Here is a 20,142-nt window from a genome sequence, read left to right as displayed (position 1 = left end):
GCACGGGGTCACAGTCGACTGACGGTGACCGGTGGGGTCAGCGGGCGAGGAGTTCGCGGACCTCGGCGTCGCCGACCTGGGTGAAGTCCTGGTACCACTGGCCGACGGCGGTCAGGTCGTCCGGCGCGAGCGGGCAGATGACGTCGTCGGCGATCTCGGTGAGCCGGTCGACCACGTTGGCTGGGGCGACCGGCACGGCCAGCACGACCCGCTGCGCACCGAGTCCGCGCACGACCCGGACAGCGGCCTCCACGGTCGACCCGGTGGCGACGCCGTCGTCGACCACCACAACGGTGCGCCCGTCCAAGGAGTGCGGTCGCACGCCGCCGCGCAGCCGGTGGGACCGGTCGGTCAGGTCGGCCTTCACCCTGGCGACGGTGTCGGCGACGTCCGACCAGGACAGTTCCAGCAGGGCGAGCACCGGGTCGGCGCGGACCTCGACCCACTCGGTCCCGTGCCTGCCCTCCCCCACCGCGCCCACGGCGAGTTCGGCGGCGCCGGGCGCGCCGACCTTGCCCACGAGGACGACGTCGAGTTCGGCGGCGAGCAACTCGGCCACCACGGCGGCGACGGGAACGCCGCCGCGGGGCAGGCCGAGGATGACGGGGTCGTCATCGCGCAGGTACAGCAACCGCGCGCCGAGGACCTGGCCTGCGTGGACGCGGTCGGTGTAGTGCATTTCCCCAGTGTGCCCCCGGTGCCGGGTGGTCGCCGGGCGAAAAAAGTTCAGGGGAGCGCGTGAGATCGCCGAAGGCCGGGTATCTCATGGGCAAGACCCCACCGAGAGTTCAAGGAGCGGACATGACCGTCACCGGCATCTTCACCGCGCTGATCATCGGTTTGATCATCGGTGCCCTGGGACGCCTGGTGGTCCCCGGCAAGCAGTCGATCCCGATCTGGCTGACCATCGTGGTCGGTATCGTCGCGGCCTTCCTGGGCACCGCGCTGGCCAACGCGGTCGGTGTCGGCACCACCTCGGGCGTGGACTGGATCGAGATCATCTTCCAGGTCGGCCTCGCCGCGCTCGGTGTGGCCCTGGTGGCCGGGTTCTACGGGCGTAGCCACGTCCACCGGTAAGCGCGCACGGATCTAGCTGAACCTCCTCGCAGGGTTGGGACAGCAGGGCAGGGAACAGGGGAAAGGGCCCCGACCGGGATAGCCGGTCGGGGCCCTTTCACGTCCGCTCGGGTCAGCCGACCGGGTCGAGCTGGCGGGTCTGCTCGGCGTCGACCGGCGCGGGGACCCGGCGGGGCCGCAGCACCCGGGGCACCCACCAGTTGCGCTCACCGAGCACGCCCATCATCGCGGGCAGCACCACGGCCCGGATGAGGGTGGCGTCGAGCAGGATGGCGGTGGCCAGGCCGACGCCCATCTGCTTCATGTCGATGGTGCTCAGGGTGGCGAAGATGGAGAACACGCCGACCATGACCGCCGCGGCGCTGGTGACCACGCCCGCCGAGGACGTGATGCCCTTGGCGATCGCCGCGCGGGTGTCCAACCCGGACTCCCTGGCCTCGCGGATGCGGCTGACGACGAACACGTGGTAGTCCATGGACAGTCCGAACAGGACAACGAAGAGCATCAGCGGCAGCCAGGCGACGATGCCGCCGGTGGAGGTGAAGCCGAGCAGGCCCTCGGCCCAGGTGTTCTGGAACACCAGCACCAGCACGCCGTAGGCGGCACCGGCGGAGAGCATGTTGAGCGCGATGGACGACAGCGCGATGATCGGGGCGCGGAACGTCCAGGTCATGATGATGAAGGTCAGCAGCAGCACGATCGCGATGACCCAGGGCAGCGACTCGTTCATCGAGTCGACGAAGTCGTTCTCCCCCGCCGTCTGGCCGCTGACCGCGAACTCAGCGCCCGACACCGCGCCGACGGTCTGCGGCAGCGCGACAGTGCGCAGCCAGTTGAGCGAATTGTCCGCCTCGGGGCTGGCCGCCGACGACGAGATGGGCGCGTTGAGCAGGAACACCCGGCCGTCGCTCGACCGGTTGACCTCGATGTCGCGGTCGTGGGCGAACCCGGCGTCGGCCTTGATCCGCTCGGTCAGCGCGGTCACCGCGGCCTCGGTCTGCGCGACGTTGTCCGCCGGGGCCCGCACGCCGACCGCGTGGGTGGCGCCGGTGCTGGGGAACGCGGCGGTCATCCGGTCGTAGGACTGCATGATCGGGATGCTGCGCGGCAGGTCGGCGTCCGACGGCGAGTTGAGCTTCATGCTCAGCGCCGGGAGGGCCAGCGCGACCAGGGCGAGACCGGCGACGGTCAGGGTGATGGCCGGGCGGCGCAGCGACGGGCGCAGGATCGCCTTCCACACGCGGGGCTCGCCACCGCGGGCGGAGAGCCGCCACACGAACGGCACCCGGGGCTTGTCGATCCAGCGGCCGAGCTTGGCCAGCATCGCGGGCAGCACGGTGATCGAGCCGATGACCGCGGCGAGCACGACCAGGATGGAGCCGATGGCCATCGAGGTGAAGATGGCGTCGTTGGCGACGAACATGCCCGCCATGGCGACCACGACGGCGAACCCGGAGACCACGATGGCGTGCCCCGAGGTGGCGGCGGCCATCTCCACCGCGTCGAGGTGGGTGCGGCCCTTGGCGCGCTCCTCGCGTTCGCGGCGGACGTAGAACAGCGAGTAGTCGACGCCGACGGCCATGCCGATCAGCAGGATCATGCTCGAGGTGTTGTCCGAGGCCGGGACCAGCTGCGAGGCGAGCGCGGAGAGGCCCATCGCGGCGGCGACCGCCGAGAGCGCCAGCAGCACCGGGATGCCCGCCGCGATGACCGCGCCGAACGCGATCAGCATGATCACCAGGGTGACCGGGATGCTGATCAGCTCGGCCTTGGTGAAGTCGTCGCCGAGCGCGGTGGACAGCGCCTTGTTCAGCGACTCGCCGCCGACCTGCTCGACGAGCAGGTCGGGGTGCGCGGCCTGCACCGACGCCGTCGCGTCCAGCAGCGGCTGCAGGCGCTCGTCGGCGGTCTTGCTCTCGCCCGCGATGTCGACGCTGACCAGGACCGCGGTCCCGTTCGGCGCGGGCAGCGCCTCGCTGACGTCGCCGACCTCCTTGAGGCCCGACATCTTGGCGCGCACCTCGTCGGCGACCTTGGTCGCGGCGGCCTGGTCGAGCGCGCCGGAGCGGGCGGTGATCAGGACGTTCTCGGACGAGGGGCGGTTGAAGCCCGCGTCGTCGACCATCTTCTGGTAGACCGCGAGCTCGCCCTTGGCGTTGTCGTCGAAGTCGGTGGTCTTGGTGCCGACGATGTTGCCGACGCCGATGCAGACCGCGACGAACACCAGCCAGGCCGTGATGGCCCGCCAGGGGTGTTCCGCGCTCCACCGGGCGATCCGCACGGTCGCCATTGGTCTTGCCTGTGCCGTCCCGGCTGTGCCTGACATGTCTGGGTTCCCCCCGCTGACGGAAATGGACCTGCTGCTGTGTTGGGCAGAAGGCTGTCAGCGCGGCGGGCGCGGCGAATCAGGATTCGTCCCCGATCTTGACCAGGGGCCCACCCCCTAGGGGTGACCCCGGTCACCGGGGATGCCTTGTCAGTGTTGGGGACCGACCAGCCAGCGGTCCACTAGGAACGATTCCACCGAGTCCGGCCTGCGGTCACCGAGCGCGGCGACCTCGGCCCTGGTGAACCACCTGGCCTCCTCGAGTTCGTCGCGGTCGACGGCGATGTCCGGGGACACCGCCTCAGCGCGGAAACCGAGCATCAGTCCGGATGGGAACGGCCAAGCTTGGGAGGCCAGATACTCCACCGCGCCCACGGCGACGCCGGACTCCTCGGCGACCTCGCGCCGCACGGCGTCCTCCAGGCTCTCGCCGATCTCCACGAAACCCGCCAGGGTCGAGAAACCCCGGGCGCCGCGGTGACGGCCGAGCAGACAGCGGTCCTCGTGTTCGACCAGGACGATCACCGCGGGTTCGATGCGCGGGAACAGGAGTTTGCCGCAGCCGGAGCACTTGCGGACGTGCCCGGCGTGCGAGTCGACCGCGGCGGACCCGCAGGCACCGCAGAACCGCTGGTTGCGGCGCCAGTGCAGCAGACCGCGCGCGTAGGCGAGCCGGGTCGCGTCCTCCGGACCGAGGTCCGCGAACAGCCCGCGGATGTCGGCGGCGGTGTCCGCCCCCGCGGCCGCGAGGGCGGCCTCTTCGTCCATTTCGGACAAGTCGCGGGCGAACAGGCCGGTGTCGCCGTCGAGCCCGAGGAACACCGCGTCGTCGGTGGCGGCGGTGCGCACGGGTCGGCCGTCGCGGACCAGGCAGCGGTCGCGCCAGAACGCCAGCGCGTGGCCGTGCGGCCGCAGGGTGTCGAGCCAGGCCGCGTCGGTGCGGCGGGCGCCCGCCCGGTCCAGGGCCATGCCGCTGTAGGGCAGCACGCCGACCGGCGGGTTCGGGACAGAGTTCTCCACGCTGAGCCTCCATCGGTGGGTCTCCCCCCACCCTGGCACAGCGGTGCCTCGACGGGCGAACGGTTGTGCCGTGCCCGCGCGCCCCGGACGCGGCGGTGGACACCCCACGTGACCCGGGAGTAACTTCCGGTTCGCCGGGCCGTCGACCAGTGGAGGACTCTGTGACCCAGCGGATCGCGATCGTGACCGGGGCCGCGCGCGGGATCGGGGCGGCGATCGCCACCCGGCTGGGGCGCGACGGGTTCGCGGTGGCGGTGCTCGACCTCGACGCGGACGCCTGCGCGGGCACGGTCGCGGCGATCACCGGTGCGGGCGGCACGGCGCTGGCGGTCGGCGCGGACGTGGCGGTCACCGAGCAGGTCGAGGCCGCCGTGGCCAGGGTGGCCGCCGAGCTCGGGCCGCCGACGGTGCTGGTCAACAACGCGGGCGTCCTGCGCGACAACCTGATCTTCAAGATGACCGACGACGACTGGGACTCGGTCATCGGCGTGCACCTGCGCGGCGCGTTCCTGATGAGCCGGGCGGTGCAGCGGCACCAGACCGAGCAGCGGTACGGCCGGATCGTGAACCTGTCGAGCACCTCCGCGCAGGGCAACCGGGGCCAGGCGAACTACGCGACGGCGAAGGCCGGGGTGCAGGGCCTGACCAAGACGCTGGCGATCGAGCTGGGCAAGTTCGGCGTGACGGTGAACGCGATCGCGCCGGGGTTCATCGAGACCGACATGACGGCGGCGACGGCGGCCCGGCTCGGTGTGTCCTTCGAGGACTTCAAGTCCGGTGTCGCGGCGGCGATCCCGGTCGGCCGGATCGGGCAACCGGAGGACGTGGCCGCCACGGCGGCGTTCCTGGTCAGCGCGGAGGCGGGGTTCGTGACCGGCCAGGTCATCTACGTCTCCGGCGGACCAGCGGACTGAGTCGTGTCGCGGACGGGAGGAGCGATCGTGAGCGAGATCCAGGACCGGGTGGCCGCGCTGCTGGCGGCGAACGACCCGGCGACCACCGACCGGCTGGAGTTCCTGCGGGCGCGGTTCGACGCGGGCCTGGCGTGGGTGCACTTCCCGGTGGGGCTGGGCGGGATGGCCGCGCCGAGGGACGCGCAACCGGTGGTGGACCAGGCATTGGCCGCGGCGGGTGCCCCGGACAACAGCCCGCGCCGCATCGGGATCGGGCTGGGCATGGCGGCCCCGACGATCCTGGCGCACGGTACAGATGAGCAGCGCCTGCGCTTCCTGCGTCCACTGTGGACCGGCGAAGAGGTGTGGTGCCAGCTGTTCAGCGAACCCGGCGCGGGCTCGGACCTCGCCGCGCTGGGCACGCGGGCGCGGCGGGACGGCGACGACTGGGTGGTGACCGGGCAGAAGGTGTGGACGTCGAGCGCGCACAACGCTCGGTGGGCGATCCTGGTGGCCCGCACCGACCCGGACGTCCCCAAGCACGCGGGGATCACGTACTTCGTGTGCGACATGACCGCGCCGGGCGTGGACGTGCGGCCACTGCGGCAGATCACCGGTGAGGCCGAGTTCAACGAGGTGTTCCTGACCGACGTCCGCATCCCGGACGCGCACCGCGTCGGCGAGGTCGGCGCGGGGTGGCGGATCGCGCAGACCACCCTGATGAACGAGCGGGTGGCCATCGGCGGTCGGCCGGTGCCACGCGAGGGCGGCATGGTCGGCGTCGTCGCGGACACCTGGCGCGCACACCCGGAACGCCGGACGGCCGCGACGCACGACCGGCTGCTGGAGCTGTGGGTCGAGTCGGAAGCGTTGCGGCTAGCGGGAATCCGGTTGCGCCAACAGCTCGCGGCCGGCTCACCGGGCCCAGAGGGTTCGGCGATGAAACTCGGTTTCGCGCGGCTGGCGCAAGCGTTGTCCGGGCTGGAGGTGGAGTTCCTCGCCGAGGACGGCCTGCGCTACGACGACTGGACCCAACGGCGCCCAGCCATGGTCGACTTCACCGGCCGCGACGCGGGCTACCGGTACCTGCGCGCCAAGGGCAACTCCATCGAGGGCGGCACCTCCGAGGTACTGCGCAACATCATCGCGGAGCGAGTCCTGGGCCTCCCCACCGAGCCAAGGGTCGACAAGGACGTCCCGTGGAAGGACCTCCCCCGATGAACCTCCTCTACACCGACATCGAAGAAGACCTCCGAGCCAGCGTCGCCGACCTACTCAGCGACCGCGCCGCCCCCGCCACCGTGCTCGCAAGGATCGAGTCCGGGGCCGACACAGCGTTGTGGGGTGAGCTGGCGCGGATGGGTGCCACGTCGTTGCACGTGTCGGAGGGGTTGGGTGGGCAGGGCGCGGGTTACCGGGAGACGGCGGTGGTCGCCGAGGAGTTGGGGCGGTCGGTGGCGCCGGTGCCGTTCCTCGGGAGCGCGGTCCTGGCCACGGCCGTGCTGACGCACCTCGCCGACGACCCTGCCGCTCGTGCGCTGCTCGGTCGCCTCGCCCGGGGTGAGACGACGGCCGCGTTGGTGGTGCCGCTGTCGTCGTGGGAGTCGGTGCCGGACGGGCGTGGGCTGGTGCGTAGCGTCGCCGACGCGGCGGCGGCTGATGTGCTGGTCGTCCCGGTCGCGGGCGTGGTGCACCTGGTCGACGCGCGCGACGCCGTGGTCACGCCGGTGACCTCGCTCGACCAGACCCGGCCCATCGCCGACGTCGACATCACCGGCGCCCCGACCACTCCCCTGGCGGGTCCCGGCGACGACGCGGTGCGCGCGGCATTGGTGGCTGGTGCGGGGATCCTGGCGTCGGAGCAGGTCGGCCTCGCCCAGTGGTGCCTGGACACGACGGTCGCGTACCTCAAGGAGCGGCACCAGTTCGGCCGCCCGGTCGGCTCGTTCCAGGCGCTCAAGCACCGGGTCGCGGACCTGTGGCAGAGCCTGGTGGTGGCCCGCGCGGCCGCCCGGCACGCCGCCGACGCGCTGACCACCGGGGTCGACGTGGACATCGCGGTGTCGGTGGCCAAGTCGCTGTGCTCGACCGCCGCGGTGCGCGCGGCCGAGGAGTGCGTCCAGCTGCACGGCGGGATCGGCATGACCTGGGAGCACCCGGCGCACCTGTACCTCAAGCGCGCCAAGGCCGACGAGATCGCGCTCGGGACGCCCGGCAGGCACCGCGCGACCCTCGCCCCGCTGGTCGACCTGCCCCTACAGTCGACACCATGAGCGCATTCGGCGAGCTGTTCGGCAGCCAGAAGCTCCGCAAGGAGAGCCAAGACGACGCGGGCAACGGCCAGGACCCGGCGCTGGAGCGGGTCGAGGACCTGACCACCGGCCCGATCGACCTGGACGCGGGTGTCCTCTACGTCCGGCGCCCCACTCCCCCGAAGCCCGCCGACAGCGTCTGACCGACCCACCTGCCTGACCGACCCACACACCTGACCGACCGCGTGTGGCGGCCTCAGGCATGTGGGTCGGGTGCGGCTGGTCAGCCCAGGCGGACGGTGGCGTGCATCTCCCACACCAGGATCTCCGCGCCCTCCGGACCGGCGGTGACGCGCTGACCACCGGAGGCGGTGATGCGGGCGGCGTCGCCGGTGCCGAGCGGGCCGGAGCCCTCCAGGGTCACGGCGCCCTGCGGGACGAACACGTGCACGAACGGCGCGTCCGGCAGCGTGACCGTGCCACCGGGGGCGATCCGGGCGGCGTGGAGCGCGGCGTGCTTCTGGCCGATGCGGATCGCCGAGGCGCCGTCGTGCTCGGGCATCCCGGACGCGACGGGCACGAGACCGCCCGCGAGCAGCTCGCTGTCGATCTCCAACTGCTCGTAGCCGGGCGCCTTGCCCGACTCGTCCGGCACCACCCACATCTGCACGAAGTGCACCGGGTCGGCGTGCTTGGGCCCGCCGGACACCCGCCAGGAGTCGTTCTTCTCCGAGTGCAGGATGCCGGTGCCCGCGCTCATCCGCTGGGCCAGGCCCGGGTAGATGATGCCGCTGTGCCCCTCGGAGTCCTGGTGCACCAGCGCGCCGCGCAGCACCCAGGTGACGATCTCCATGTCCCGGTGCGGGTGCGTGTCGAACCCGGTGCCCGGGGTGACCACGTCGTCGTTGTTGACCAGCAGCAACCCGAAGTGCGTGTTGCGCCGGTCCTGGTGGTGGCCGAAGGAGAACGAGTGCTTGGAGTCCAGCCAGCCGATGTCGGTCTTGAACCGGTCCCCGGCGCGCCGGATGTCCACCGCGCTGCCGCCGGTCATGCTGGTGCCCTTCATACGACAACCTCCCCGTACATCTCGCCGAGCGGGTCGGCGATGAGCTCGACGCGGGCGCCGTCGGGGTCGCGGAAGTACACCGAGGTGCCGCTTTCCTCCAGGTAGGCCACGCCTGCGGCGTCGAGCCGCGCCTTGGCCGCCTGCCACTGCTCCGGCGCCATCGAGATCGCCAGGTGGTGCAGCCCGCCCAGGACCTCGGCGTACTCGCCGAGACCGAGGCCGGGCAGGTCGAAGAACGCGACCGCGTTGCCGTTGCCCACGTCGAAGAAGAAGTGGGTCGACCCCGGGTAGTCGCGGTTCTCGAACATCTCGGTCAGCGGGAACCCGAGGACACCCTGGTAGAACTCGACCGTCCGCCGCACGTCACCGGAGATCAGCGCCGTGTGGTGGATGCCGCGGGCGCTGCTCGGCGGGCGCTGACCGCGCTCGTGCAGCAGTTCCGCGCGCAGCCGGTCGCGCTCGGCGGTCAACTCGGCGACGCGGTCCTCGTCCAGTGCCATGGCCCTGCGCCTTCCTCTCCCCGACCAACTAGTTAATGAATTAACTACTGCGACTGTAGCCCGATGTAGTTGCGATGTCAACGAGCGCCGGGCCTGCCTAGACTGGGCCGGTGACGCCCTGGTTGGACGCCGCCCAGCAGCGGGACTGGCGCGCGCTCGTGGAGGGCGCGGGCCTGCTGCTGGCCCGCGTCGACAAGCACCTGCGCGACACCCACGGCCTGACGCTGGCCGAGTACGAGATCCTGGTGCACCTGTCCGAGGGTCACCTGCACATGTCCGAGCTCGCCACCCAGGTCAGCCACTCGCGGGCCAGGGTCACCCAAACCGTGGACCGCCTCGTCCGCGCAGGCCTGGTGTCACGGGCCCCCTGCCCCCAGGACCGCCGCGGCGTGCACGCGGCACTGACCGACCCGGGACGCGCCCGACTGGAGGCAGCCGCCCGCGACCACGTCCTGGAGGTGCGCAGACTCGTGGTCGACGTCCTCGCCCCCGACGAACTCACCGCCGTCGGTTCCGCGCTCGCCAAAGTCCGCGCGGCCGCTCAGGACACCTAGACGATGTGAACCTCTACGCCCGCGTCTTCGAAGGCGGCGACGGCGTCGCTGGGGGCGGCGGAGTCGGTGATCAGCAGGCGGATCGCGGTGACCGGGCAGATCTGGGCGAAGGCGTGCCTGCCGAGCTTGGAGCTGTCGGCGATGACGATGACGCGGCGGGCCCGCTCGGCCATCAGCCGGTTGATGCTGGCCTCGCCCTCGTGGTGGGCGTAGGCGCCGTGCACCGGGTCGACCGCGTCCACGCCGAGGAACACCACGTCCAGGGTGATCTCGTCGAGGATCCTGGTGGCCAGCGGGCCGCTGAGCTCGAAGGACTGCGGTCGGGCGACGCCGCCGGTGACCACGATCTTGACGTGCGGGCGGACCGCGAGCTCGTTGGCGATGTTGAGCGCGTTGGTGACCACGGTCAGCGCCGGTTCGTCGGACTGGTTGAAGTCGGGGCGGATGGCCAGCGCGCGGGCGATCTCGGTGGTCGTGGTGCCGCCGTTGAGGCCGACCACGGTGCCGCGGGCGACCATCGCGGCGGCGGCCTTGCCGATGCGCTCCTTCTCGGAGGCGTGCCGGGCGGTCTTGTAGCGCAGCGGCAGGTCGTAGGCGACGTTGTTGGCCACGGCGCCGCCGCGGGTGCGGGTGAGCAGCTGCTGCTCGGCGAGGTGGTCGAGGTCACGGCGGATGGTGGCCGCGCTCACCCCGAGTTCGTCGGCGAGGTCGTCGACGTCGACCTTGCCGCGCTGCCCGAGCATGTCCAGCAGCGTGCTGAGCCGCTCGTACCGGTCCACCCCTACCCACCTCCGCGCTCGGCCGCGCTCACTCGCGGCGTTGCAAGGTATCGCCCCGTGAACCCACATTCAACGACCGAAACGCTTGGCATCGGCTGACTGATCACGCAGTATTCGGTGCGCGTCCGAGCAGATTCGAGCGCTCGGCCGCCGGAAGACGGACGTCAAGGGAAGGAAGCGCATGGCAGCGGACCAGCACGTGGTCGCGGTGGACGTCGGAGGTACCTCGATCAAGGCCGCCTTGGTCGACCGGGACCTGCGCGCCGTCGAGACCCTGCGCGAGCCGACCAGGCGGGTGGGCGAGGTGGCCGACGTCGGCCAGATCGCCGAGCTGGTCAACCGGCTCGGCGCGGGCCACGACGTGGTCGGCGCGGGGGTCGCGGTGCCGGGCGTGGTCGACGACGAGCTGGGCCTGGTCCGCACGGCGGTCAACCTGGGCTGGCACGACGTGCCGCTGCGCGCCGAGCTGGAGTCGGCGACGTCGGTCCCGCTGCTGGTCCGCCACGACGTGCGCACCGGCGGCCTCGCGGAGTTCACCGTCGGCGCGGGCAAGGGCGCCGCGGACGCCATGTTCCTGCCGGTCGGCACCGGTATCGCCGCCGCCGTCCAGGTCGACGGCGCCATGCTGGGCGCCTCCGGCTACGCGGGCGAGATCGGCCACCTGATCGTCGACCCCGGCGGCGCCGTCTGCGGCTGCGGGGCCCGCGGCTGCCTGGAGACCCTGGCCGCCGCCCCCGCCTTCGCCCGCCGCTACGCCGAACGCACCGGCCGCACCATCACCGACGCCGCCGGAGTGGCGGGCCTGCTCGCCACCGACCCCGACGCCCGAGCCGTCTGGCGCGACGCCGTGGACGCCCTGGCCACCGCCTTGCAGGCCGCAGTGACCCTGTTCGGCCCCTCCGTCATCGTCATCGGCGGCGGCGTCGCGGAAGCGGGCGAGGCCCTGATCGCCCCCCTGCGCGAGGAACTCCTCAACCGCCTCCAATTCCAACGCCGCCCAGACGTCGTCCGCGCAGCCCTAGGCCAAGACGCAGGCCGCGTGGGCGCCGCCCTCCTGGGCTGGCAAGCCGCCGACAAGCTCTAACCCCCGACCGCGCCGCCCTCGTCCAGCGGCGCGGTCCCCCGATATCCGATCGTCCACTCAGGCGGGTTGTCCCGAATCCGGTCCCACCGGTCGGCCAGCGGACCGCGCCAGGTGGTCAGGTCGGTCACACAGCCGAGTACCGCGCAAGCGGCTGTCCGAGGCGACTGTGCCCGAGGCGGCGACCCCGACCGCGCGGTCGGGGTCCTCGGTGCCGAGCCGGTCGAGGAAAGGCCCAATGACCACCGTTCGCCCAGCGCGAACCCGGGTGGACTAGCCCGCCGCGGAGCCGTTGCTGGGCAAGATCAACTCCGCGACCGGGGCCCGCCCTCCCGGGGTCCGGGGTCCCATTTCTGAACTTAGCGCAGCGGTGGGTTTGTCAAGTGGGTCGAGCCTGGGCTGTGGATGGTTCGCGGGGTTGTGGACAGAGCGCCCGCAGGGTCAGAGCAGGGGCAGGAGGTTGGGCTTCCACACGCCGTCGGCGGCCAGGGCGGCTTCGCGGCGTTCGGTGGGGACCTCGCCGTAGGTGGTGGTGCGTTGTTTGGCGGGGCGGCCTGCCTTGGTGGCGAGGGCTTCGAGGTCGGCGATGGTCTTGTAGCTGCCGTTGTCGCTTCCCGCCATGCGGCTGATGGTTTCCTCCATCAGGGTGCCGCCGAGGTCGTTGACGCCGCCGCGCAGGACGTCGGCCACGCCCTCGTCGCCGAGTTTGACCCAGCTGGTCTGGATGTTGTGGACGCGGCCGTGCAGCAGGATCCTGGCCAGTGCGTGCACCGCCCGGTTCTCCAGGTGCGTCGGCCCCGGTCGCGCGATCCCGGCCAGGTACAGCGGCGCGTTGGTGTGCACGAACGGCAGCAACACGAACTCGCTGAACCCGCCCGTCTCGTCTTGCAGCGCGCCGATCAGCTTCAGGTGCGCCACCCAGTGCGCGGGCGTGTCGACGTGCCCGTACATCATCGTCGACGTGGTCGGGATGCCGAGCCGGTGCGCGGTCGTCACGACCTCGATCCACTCCGCGGTCGGCAGTTTGCCCTTCGTGAGCACCCAGCGCACGTCGTCGTCCAGGATCTCGGCCGCCGTACCGGGCAAAGAGTCCACACCGGACTCCCGGGCGGCGGTCAACCAGTCCGAAATGGACAGGTTGGACCTGGTGGCGCCGTTGACGACCTCCATCGGCGAGAAGGCGTGGACGTGCAGCCCGGGCGCGCGCTTGCGCACCTCGGCGGCGATGTCGAAGTACGCGGTGCCCGGCAGGTCCGGGTGGATCCCGCCCTGCATGCACACCTCGGTCGCGCCCACCGCCCACGCCTGCTCCGCGCGGGTGCCGACCTGGTCGAGGGAAAGGGTGTACGCGTCGGCGTCGGTGCGGCGCTGGGCGAACGCGCAGAACCGGCACCCGGTGTAGCAGACGTTGGTGAAGTTGATGTTGCGAGTGACCACATAGGTCACATCGTCACCAACGGCCTCCTTGCGCAGCGCGTCCGCCAACGCCGCCAACGCCTCGATCTCCGCGCCAGGGCCTGCGGACAACAACGTCAACGCGTCCGCGTCCGATAGCCCCGACGGGTTCCGCTCCGCGTGGCGCAGGGCAGTGGCGAACTCAGGCCGCACCGCTCCCCCAGCACCGACGACGCGGTCCGCGTGCACGACCTGCTCGCGCAACGACTCCCAATCGCCGTAGACGGAGTCGAAGTCGTCGCGGCGGTCGGCTGTGCGGCCGGTCGTGTCGATCGTGGCGTGCAGGTCGGTGCGACCGGAGTCGACCAGCGCGACCTCCGGTTCCTGCCACGGCCTGCCGACCAGCGGCGCACCCTCGACGGCCAGCCCGGTGTCCGGGTCGGCGAGGGCGGATACGTGCGCGGCCAGCCGCGGGTCCAGCCAGGGTTCGCCGCGCTTGAGGTACTCGGGGTAGATGGTCAGCCGCTCGGCGAGCCGGAACCCGGCGGCGGCGGTGCGCTCGGCGAGGGTGTCGATCTGCGGCCAGGGGCGTTCCGGGTTGACGTGGTCGGGCGTCAGCGGCGACACGCCACCCCAGTCGTCGATGCCCGCGCGCAGCAGCAGTTCGAACTCGCCGCCGATGAGGTTGGGCGGTGCCTGGATGCGCGCCTTGGGGCCGAGCACGACCCGGGCGACGGCGACGGTGGCGGCCAGTTCCTCGGCCTCGGCGTCGGGCATGCCGCGCATCGCGGTGTCCGGCTTGGCCCGGAAGTTCTGGATGATCACTTCCTGGATCCCGCCGTAGCGGCGGGCGACCTGGCGGATGGCGAACAGCGACTCGACCCGGTCGGCCAGCGTCTCACCGATGCCGATGAGCACGCCGGTGGTGAACGGCACCGCCGAGCGGCCCGCCTCCTCCAGCACCCGCAGCCGCACGGCGGGCTCCTTGTCGGGCGAGCCGTAGTGCGGGCCGCCCTTCTCCGACCACAGCCGCTCGGACGTGGTCTCCAGCATCATGCCCATCGACGGGGCGACCGGCTTGAGCCGCTGGAAGTCGGTCCAGCCGAGCACGCCCGGGTTGAGGTGCGGCAGCAGGCCGGTCTCCTCCAGCACCCGGATGGCCATCGCGCGCACGTAGGACAGGGTGTCGGGGTACCCGGCGGCCTCCAGCCACTCCGCCGCCGCCGTCCACCGGTCCTCCGGGCGGTCGCCCAGGGTGAACAGCGCCTCCTTGCAGCCCATGGCCGCGCCCTGCCTGGCGATCTCCAAGACCTCGTCCGGGCTCAGGAACGGCGCCGGGAGTCGACCCGGGACCGTCGCGAAGGTGCAGTAGTGACACCGGTCACGGCAGAGCCGGGTGAGCGGGATGAAGACCTTGCGCGAGTAGGTGATGATCCCGGCCCTGCCCACCTCGGCCAGCCCCGCGTCGCGCACCCGCGAGGCGGTGGCGAACAGGTCGGCCAGCTGATCACCCCTGGCGTGCAGCAGGATCTCGGCTTCGGTCTGGTCCACCGCGACGCCATCGCGGGCCCGGCGCAGGGCGCGGCGGAGCGCGGAGTCGGTGGGCACGGGCAGGGTCACGACACCTCCAGGGAGTGGCTTCGTCCAACCTATCCACCGTTATGGACGAAAAACCGGCCCTGGTGATTCCGGACTCAGCCGGGCAGCACTCCCGCGACGGCCTTCTTGGCCTTCCCGGGGGCGTTCGCGACGGCGCTGCCGACGGTGCCGCTGGTGTCGGAGATCCAGTCGCCGAGGTCGTGGGTGGCCCGCTTGGCCCGCCACGCGACCGACGGCTTGCCGTGCGTGTCGGCCGAGGCCAGCAGCAGGCCGCCGAGCAGCCCGACGTTCTTGAGGAAGTGCACCAGCTGCTGCTTGCGCTCGGCCGGGTCCTTCTCCTCCCAGAACGGGTGCGCGGCGACCGTGGTCGGCACCACGCTGGCCGAGAGCAGCAGCGCGGCCAGGCGCGGCACCTTGCCCAGCGCCAGCGCCACCCCGGCGGCGACCTTGACGGCCCCGTCGATGCGCACCAGCGTCACCGGGTCGGTGGGCACCTGGGCGGGGAGCTTGCCGCCCGCCTTGGCGAGCAGCGGTTTCGCGGCCTCGGCGTGCGCCTCGGGGGCACGCAGCGCGTTGATCCCCCCGCTGATGAAGATCGCGGCGAGCATCGGTCGAGCCAGCCTGCGCAGGATCATCGGTCTCGTCCCTCTCCTCGGTGGACCGCTCAGTCCACTCGGTGCTTGGTCTGCTCCACCAGGTCGCGCACGTGCGAGATGTCCCCGCACCCGGCCGACACCCGCGCGGCGCGCGCCTTGACGAAGATCTCCCCCAACTCCCGGCGCCGCTGCTCGGGCACAGCGTCCCGCGCGTCGTTGAGGATGGTCCGCTCTTCCTCGTCGAGGTGGTGGTTGATAGCCTTGACCAGCTCTTCGAGCTTCTCGTCCCACGCCTCGGACTCGGGGTCGCCGACCTCCATCAACGCCAACAGCGCCTGGTGGCCCTCGGCGTGCTCCTCGGCCCCGTGCTCGACCTCGTGGTCATCGATGTCCTGGAACCGCCGCAACGCCGGGTAGACCTCCCCCTCCTCGGCCTCCGCGTGCGCCACCAGCAACTCCGCCAGCTCCCGCAACGCCCCCAGCCGATCCGCCGAGTTGTCCCGCAACACCCGGAACAAGTCCTCGAACCGCCGGTGATCAGCCAGGATCAACTCGATCACGTCTCCGGCCACGCCGCACCTCCCACCCTCTCCGTCCACCCGGTCAATACCCCTCCCCGCCGGGGATCAACCCTCTCGGCCACGGTAGGACCGCCCCCACCCCCACCACCCCACACACCACCCCATCAGGCGACTACCACCAGAGCCCCCTTCTCCCAGGCCCCTCACCTCCCGGTTCCTTCGCCCTCTAGGCCCCCTCTAGCACCTTCGCCCCACTCACTTCCTTCACCAAGCCGCCCCGCGCCCCACCACCCCAGCCACTCCCCCGCCCCGCACCCCACCAGGCCCGGCCGCATAGCCACCCACGCCCCACCAACCCCAACCGCCTTGCCCCTAGGAGCCCGCCGACAACGTTGGCCCCCGAGACACCCGCCGACGACGTTGGCCCGCCAACGCCCAGCTGACAACGTTGGCCGCCCCGCGCTCCACCACGGCGCTGGTGCCAACTGCTCGATGGGGCGGACTTGTTTTGTGTGGGGGAGGACCACCCGTAGCGTCGTTGCGCGGACAGGGCCATGCTTTTCGGCCCCTGCTTTGCGGTCCTGCCACGGGTGGTCTCGGGGCCCCGCGCAAAACAAGTTCGCCCCATCGAGCTCGTCGCATTTCTCGCGCCTGTCCGATGCCGCAGGCGAGCCGTCTACCGCAGCGCAGCGAAGGCCCGAAACCCGGACTTCCGCAGCTCAACGCCACCCAACCACGGCCACCAAGATCAACCCGCCCCAAAGACCCCCGAATACACAGCCTACCGAGGGGGCGCGCCGAGCAGAGAGGCTGAAAGTCGACCCTGTGGACAACCAGGACCCATGTGGACAACCAGGTGGTGGGCCACCAAACCAGCCCACCACCCTCAGGCCACCTACTCCGACCCAGCCTCAATATCCCCCTCAACCTGCAAGTACAACTCCCGCAGCGCCGCCAATGTCTCCGGGTCCGGCTCCGCCCACATCTTGCGTTCGGCCGCCTCCAGCAGCCGTTCCGCGATGCCGTGCAGTGCCCACGGGTTGGACTCCGTCAGGAACTTCCGGTTCTCCGGGTCCAGCGCATACGTTTGCGCCAGTTTGTCGTACATCCAGTCAGCCACAACGCCCGTAGTGGCGTCATAGCCGAACAGATAGTCCACAGTAGCCGCGAGTTCGAACGCGCCCTTGTACCCGTGTCGCCGCATTGCCTCGATCCAGCGCGGGTTCACGACCCGAGACCGGAAGACGCGGTTCGTCTCCTCCGACAGCGTCCGCGTGCGGACGGCTTCCGGTCGAGTGCTGTCCCCGATGTACGCGGCGGGAGCGCGGCCGGTCAAGGCGCGGACGGTGGCGATCATGCCGCCGTGGTACTGGAAGTAGTCGTCGGAGTCGGCGATGTCGTGTTCGCGGGAGTCGACGTTCTTGGCGGCTACGTTGATGCGGCGGTAGGCCGCTTCCATGGCCGGGCGGGCGGCGACGCCGTCGAGGTCGCGGCCGTAGGCGAAGCCGCCCCAGACGGCGTAGACCTCGGCGAGGTCGGAGTCGTCGCGCCAGTTGTGGCTGTCGATCAGCGGGAGCAGGCCCGCGCCGTACGCGCCGGGCTTGGAGCCGAAGATGCGGGTGGTCGCGGTCCGGTCGTCAGCGTCGGCATCGGCCAGCACGTGGGCGCGGACGTAGTTGTCCTCATCGGACTCGTCGAGGTCCGCCACCAGGCGCACGGCGTCGTCGAGCATGTAGATGACGTGCGGGAAGGCGTCGCGGAAGAAGCCCGAGATCCGGACCGTCACGTCGATGCGCGGGCGGCCCAGTTCGGTCAGCGGGATGGCCTCCAGGGAGCTGACGCGCCGGGACGCCTCGTCCCACACCGGGCGAACTCCCAGCAGTGCCAACACTTCCGCGATGTCATCGCCGGAGGTGCGCATCGCGGACGTTCCCCACACCGACAGCCCGACCGAGCGCGGCCACTCCCCCGTGTCCTTGCGGTACCGGGCAAGCAGCGACTCGGCCATCGCCGAACCCGTCTCCCACGCCAGCCGCGACGGGATCGCCTTCGGGTCGACCGAGTAGAAGTTGCGGCCGGTCGGCAGGACGTTCACCAAGCCGCGCAACGGTGACCCGCTCGGCCCGGCGGGCACGTAGCCGCCGTCGAGCGCGTGCAGGACGTTGCCGAGCTCGTCGGTGGTCCGCGCCAACCGGGGCACGATCTCCTCGGCGGCGAAGGTCAGCACCGCCACCACGGCCGGGTTCTCCGAGCCGAGCACGTCCGCGCTGACCTGCCGCGCGTCGCCCCAGCCCGCGTCCTCCATCGCCTGGACCAGCGACAACGCGATCGCGTCGATCTCGTCGACCCGGGTTCGACTCTCCGAACCGTCCTCGGCCAGTCCCAGCGCCTCGCGCAGGCCGGGCAACGCGGCCGCCTGCCCGCCCCACATCTGCCGGGCGCGCAGCATCGAGTTGACCAGGTTGACCCGCGCGGCGCCGACGGGGGCGTCGCCGAGGGTGTGCAGGCCGTCGCGGATCTGGACGTCCTTGATCTCGCACAGCCAGCCGTCGACGTGCAGCAGGAAGTCGTCGAACTCCACGTCGTGCGGGCGGTCGTCGAGGCCGAGGTCGTGGTCGAGCTTCGCGGCCTGGATCAGCGTCCAGATCTGGGCGCGGATCGCGGGCAGCTTCGCCGGGTCCATCGCGGCGATGTTGGAGTGCTCGTCGAGCAGCTGCTCGAGCCGGGCGATGTCGCCGTAGCTCTCGGCGCGGGCCATCGGCGGAACCAGGTGGTCGACCAGGGTGGCGTGCGCGCGCCGCTTGGCCTGCGTGCCCTCGCCGGGGTCGTTGACCAGGAACGGGTACACCAGCGGCAGGTCGCCCAGCGCGGCGTCGGGGCCGCAGGACGCGGAGAGCCCGAGGTTCTTGCCGGGCAGCCACTCCAGGTTGCCGTGCTTGCCGAGGTGGACCATGGCGTGCGCGCCGAAGGTGGTCGCGATCCACCGGTACGCGGCGAGGTAGTGGTGGCTGGGCGGGAGGTCGGGGTCGTGGTAGATCGCGACCGGGTTCTCGCCGAACCCGCGCGGCGGCTGGACGATCAGCACCACGTTCCCGGCCCGCAGCGCGGCGAGGACGATCTCGCCCTCGGGGTCGGCGGAGCGGTCGACGAACAGCTCGCCCGGCGCCGGGCCCCAGTGCTCCTCCATGGCGGAGCGCAGGTCCTCGGGCAGCGTGTCGAAGTAGGCGCGGTACTCGGCGGCGGAGATGCGCACCGGGTTGCCGGTCAGCTGCTTCTCGGTGAGCCAGTTCGGGTCCTGCCCGCCAGCCTCGATGAGTGCGTGGATAAGAGCGTCACCGTCGCCGTTGGCCAGACCTGGCAGCGAGTCCTCCGCGCCGAGGTCGTAGCCCGCGTCGCGGAGCGCGTTCAGCAGACGGATAGCGCTAACGGGCGAGTCGAGTCCGACAGCGTTGCCGATGCGCGAGTGCTTCGTCGGGTACGCGGACAGCATCAGCGCGATCTTGCGTTCCGCGGGCGGGGTGTGGCGCAGCACCGCGTGCTTGACCGCGATCCCGGCGACCCTGGCGGCCCGCTCGGGGTCCGGCACGTACACCGATAGCCCGTCGCGGTCCTGCTCCTTGAACGAGAACGGCACGGTGATGAGCCTGCCGTCGAACTCCGGTACCGCTACCTGCGTCGCGGTGTCCAACGGGGACAGACCGTCGTCGCTCTCCAGCCAGCTCGCGCGGTCGGAGGTCAGCGCGAGGCCCTGCAGGATCGGGATGTCCAGGTCGGCGAGCGCGCCCACGTCCCACGCGCCGTCGTCGCCGCCAGCGCTAGCGGCGGCAGGCAGGGTGCCACCGGCGGCGAGTACGGTGACGATAAGAGCGTCGAGCGTGCCGAGGACCGACAACAGCTCCTGCGGCGCGGTCCGCAGCGACGCGCAATACACCGGTACAGCTACCGCTCCGGCGTCCTCGACAGCGTCAGCGAGCGCGGCGATGAACGCGGTGTTCCCGGCCAGGTGGTGCGCGCGGTAGTAGAGGACACCGACGCGCGGGCCCTCGGTGCGGCGGGCCTCGCGCTCCAGGTGCCCCCACGGCGCCAGCTCGACCGGCGCGGCGAACCCGGTGCCGGTGAGCAGGATCGTGTCGGACAGGAAGTGAACAAGCTCACGCAGGTTGTCCGCGCCGCCGTACGCGAGGTAGCGGTGGGCCTCGGCGACGACGCCGCCGGGGACCGTGGACAGCTCCATCAGCTCCGCGTCCGGCACCTGCTCACCCCCGAGGACGACGACCGGTCGCGGCCCCGCGAGCAGCGAGTCCAGGCCTTCCTCCCACGCCCGTCGACCACCCAGGAGCCGGACGACGACGATGTCGGCGCCCTCCAGCAGGCCCGGCAGGTCGTCGAGGTGCAGCCGGGCCGGGTTGGCCAGCCGGTACTCGGCGCCGCTGGCGCGCGCGGAGAGCAGGTCGGTGTCCGAGGTCGACAAGAGCAGGATCAT

18 protein-coding genes are annotated in these 20,142 nt (G+C 71.6%); 7 read left to right on the top strand and 11 right to left on the bottom strand.

Features of this window, described 5'->3' with window-relative positions:
• Nucleotides 1–37: 37 nt before the first annotated feature.
• On the bottom strand, nt 38–679 hold the full coding sequence (locus tag LV79_RS23475; protein ID WP_253840325.1) for a phosphoribosyltransferase: 642 nt from the start codon (nt 677–679) through the stop codon (nt 38–40).
• A 122-nt stretch (nt 680–801) separates the two neighbouring features.
• On the opposite strand from LV79_RS23475, the gene LV79_RS23470 reads away from it, so the two are divergent.
• Nucleotides 802–1,077, top strand: coding sequence for a GlsB/YeaQ/YmgE family stress response membrane protein (locus LV79_RS23470; protein ID WP_253840324.1), 276 nt, complete (start codon nt 802–804; stop codon nt 1,075–1,077).
• 112 nt (nt 1,078–1,189) lie between these two features.
• Here LV79_RS23470 and LV79_RS23465 read toward each other — a convergent pair whose 3' ends face one another.
• Nucleotides 1,190–3,367, bottom strand: a complete 2,178-nt coding sequence (locus LV79_RS23465) for an MMPL family transporter (protein ID WP_253840323.1) — start codon at nt 3,365–3,367, stop codon at nt 1,190–1,192.
• Between the two features lie 186 nt (nt 3,368–3,553).
• Nucleotides 3,554–4,423, bottom strand: a complete 870-nt coding sequence (gene nudC, locus LV79_RS23460; RefSeq protein ID WP_253840322.1) for an NAD(+) diphosphatase — start codon at nt 4,421–4,423, stop codon at nt 3,554–3,556.
• 161 nt (nt 4,424–4,584) lie between these two features.
• On the opposite strand from nudC, the gene LV79_RS23455 reads away from it, so the two are divergent.
• From LV79_RS23455 to LV79_RS23440, 4 genes are read left to right on the top strand one after another with little or no spacing between them, the layout of a single operon-like run.
• Complete coding sequence (locus LV79_RS23455) at nt 4,585–5,337, top strand: SDR family oxidoreductase (protein WP_253840321.1); 753 nt, start codon at nt 4,585–4,587, stop codon at nt 5,335–5,337.
• Between the two features lie 27 nt (nt 5,338–5,364).
• The gene (locus LV79_RS23450) at nt 5,365–6,537 is read left to right on the top strand and encodes an acyl-CoA dehydrogenase family protein (RefSeq protein ID WP_253840320.1); all 1,173 of its coding nucleotides are present in this window, start codon (nt 5,365–5,367) and stop codon (nt 6,535–6,537) included.
• A complete protein-coding gene (locus tag LV79_RS23445; RefSeq protein WP_253840319.1) occupies nt 6,534–7,589 on the top strand; it encodes an acyl-CoA dehydrogenase family protein in 1,056 nt (351 codons plus the stop codon). Before LV79_RS23450 ends, LV79_RS23445 begins: the two co-directional genes overlap by 4 nt.
• Complete coding sequence (locus LV79_RS23440) at nt 7,586–7,771, top strand: hypothetical protein (protein ID WP_253840318.1); 186 nt, start codon at nt 7,586–7,588, stop codon at nt 7,769–7,771. Before LV79_RS23445 ends, LV79_RS23440 begins: the two co-directional genes overlap by 4 nt.
• Nucleotides 7,772–7,851: 80 nt before the next feature.
• Here LV79_RS23440 and LV79_RS23435 read toward each other — a convergent pair whose 3' ends face one another.
• Nucleotides 7,852–8,634 carry a pirin family protein gene (locus LV79_RS23435; RefSeq protein ID WP_253840317.1) on the bottom strand — a complete coding sequence of 261 codons (783 nt, stop codon included), beginning with the start codon at nt 8,632–8,634 and terminating at the stop codon, nt 7,852–7,854.
• Nucleotides 8,631–9,134, bottom strand: a complete 504-nt coding sequence (locus LV79_RS23430; RefSeq protein ID WP_253840316.1) for a VOC family protein — start codon at nt 9,132–9,134, stop codon at nt 8,631–8,633. Before LV79_RS23430 ends, LV79_RS23435 begins: the two co-directional genes overlap by 4 nt.
• A 110-nt stretch (nt 9,135–9,244) precedes the next feature.
• On the opposite strand from LV79_RS23430, the gene LV79_RS23425 reads away from it, so the two are divergent.
• Nucleotides 9,245–9,688 carry a MarR family winged helix-turn-helix transcriptional regulator gene (locus LV79_RS23425; RefSeq protein WP_253840315.1) on the top strand — a complete coding sequence of 148 codons (444 nt, stop codon included), beginning with the start codon at nt 9,245–9,247 and terminating at the stop codon, nt 9,686–9,688.
• Here the strand turns inward: LV79_RS23425 and LV79_RS23420 are convergent.
• The gene (locus LV79_RS23420; protein ID WP_253840314.1) at nt 9,685–10,467 is read right to left on the bottom strand and encodes a DeoR/GlpR family DNA-binding transcription regulator; all 783 of its coding nucleotides are present in this window, start codon (nt 10,465–10,467) and stop codon (nt 9,685–9,687) included. The genes LV79_RS23425 and LV79_RS23420 overlap by 4 nt on opposite strands.
• Nucleotides 10,468–10,648: 181 nt before the next feature.
• Here LV79_RS23420 and LV79_RS23415 point away from each other — a divergent pair, with 181 nt between their 5' ends.
• Nucleotides 10,649–11,551 (top strand): ROK family protein, encoded by a 903-nt coding sequence (locus tag LV79_RS23415; protein WP_253840313.1) that lies wholly within the window; start codon nt 10,649–10,651, stop codon nt 11,549–11,551.
• Here LV79_RS23415 and LV79_RS34080 read toward each other — a convergent pair.
• From LV79_RS34080 to cobN, 5 genes are all read right to left on the bottom strand, one after another.
• Nucleotides 11,548–11,679 carry a hypothetical protein gene (locus LV79_RS34080; RefSeq protein WP_285469908.1) on the bottom strand — a complete coding sequence of 44 codons (132 nt, stop codon included), beginning with the start codon at nt 11,677–11,679 and terminating at the stop codon, nt 11,548–11,550. The genes LV79_RS23415 and LV79_RS34080 overlap by 4 nt on opposite strands.
• 310 nt (nt 11,680–11,989) lie before the next feature.
• Nucleotides 11,990–14,563 carry a bifunctional FO biosynthesis protein CofGH gene (locus LV79_RS23410; protein WP_372495408.1) on the bottom strand — a complete coding sequence of 858 codons (2,574 nt, stop codon included), beginning with the start codon at nt 14,561–14,563 and terminating at the stop codon, nt 11,990–11,992.
• Nucleotides 14,564–14,637: 74 nt separating this feature from the next.
• On the bottom strand, nt 14,638–15,177 hold the full coding sequence (locus LV79_RS23405) for a DoxX family protein (protein WP_253840312.1): 540 nt from the start codon (nt 15,175–15,177) through the stop codon (nt 14,638–14,640).
• Between the two features lie 29 nt (nt 15,178–15,206).
• Nucleotides 15,207–15,710, bottom strand: a complete 504-nt coding sequence (locus LV79_RS23400) for a hemerythrin domain-containing protein (protein WP_253840311.1) — start codon at nt 15,708–15,710, stop codon at nt 15,207–15,209.
• Nucleotides 15,711–16,554: 844 nt separating this feature from the next.
• A complete protein-coding gene (gene cobN / locus LV79_RS23395) occupies nt 16,555–20,142 on the bottom strand; it encodes a cobaltochelatase subunit CobN (RefSeq protein ID WP_253840310.1) in 3,588 nt (1,195 codons plus the stop codon).

The sequence above is a fragment of the Actinokineospora globicatena genome (genome assembly GCF_024171945.1).
Classification (GTDB): domain Bacteria; phylum Actinomycetota; class Actinomycetes; order Mycobacteriales; family Pseudonocardiaceae; genus Actinokineospora; species Actinokineospora globicatena.
The sequence above is the reverse complement of the archived record's forward strand: the minus strand, read 5'-3'. Positions and strand labels throughout refer to the sequence as shown.

Bases quoted from the DNA above. Each gene is read 5' to 3' on its own strand.
- LV79_RS23465 (WP_253840323.1), bottom strand. From the start codon at position 3,367: ATGGCGACCGTGCGGATCGCCCGGTGGAGCGCGGAACACCCCTGGCGG.
- cobN (WP_253840310.1), bottom strand. From the start codon at position 20,142: ATGATCCTGCTCTTGTCGACCTCGGACACCGACCTGCTCTCCGCGCGC.
- LV79_RS23435 (WP_253840317.1), bottom strand. From the start codon at position 8,634: ATGAAGGGCACCAGCATGACCGGCGGCAGCGCGGTGGACATCCGGCGC.
- LV79_RS23430 (WP_253840316.1), bottom strand. From the start codon at position 9,134: ATGGCACTGGACGAGGACCGCGTCGCCGAGTTGACCGCCGAGCGCGAC.
- LV79_RS23405 (WP_253840312.1), bottom strand. From the start codon at position 15,177: ATGATCCTGCGCAGGCTGGCTCGACCGATGCTCGCCGCGATCTTCATC.
- LV79_RS23470 (WP_253840324.1), top strand. From the start codon at position 802: ATGACCGTCACCGGCATCTTCACCGCGCTGATCATCGGTTTGATCATC.
- LV79_RS23445 (WP_253840319.1), top strand. From the start codon at position 6,534: ATGAACCTCCTCTACACCGACATCGAAGAAGACCTCCGAGCCAGCGTC.
- LV79_RS23475 (WP_253840325.1), bottom strand. From the start codon at position 679: ATGCACTACACCGACCGCGTCCACGCAGGCCAGGTCCTCGGCGCGCGG.
- LV79_RS23440 (WP_253840318.1), top strand. From the start codon at position 7,586: ATGAGCGCATTCGGCGAGCTGTTCGGCAGCCAGAAGCTCCGCAAGGAG.
- LV79_RS23415 (WP_253840313.1), top strand. From the start codon at position 10,649: ATGGCAGCGGACCAGCACGTGGTCGCGGTGGACGTCGGAGGTACCTCG.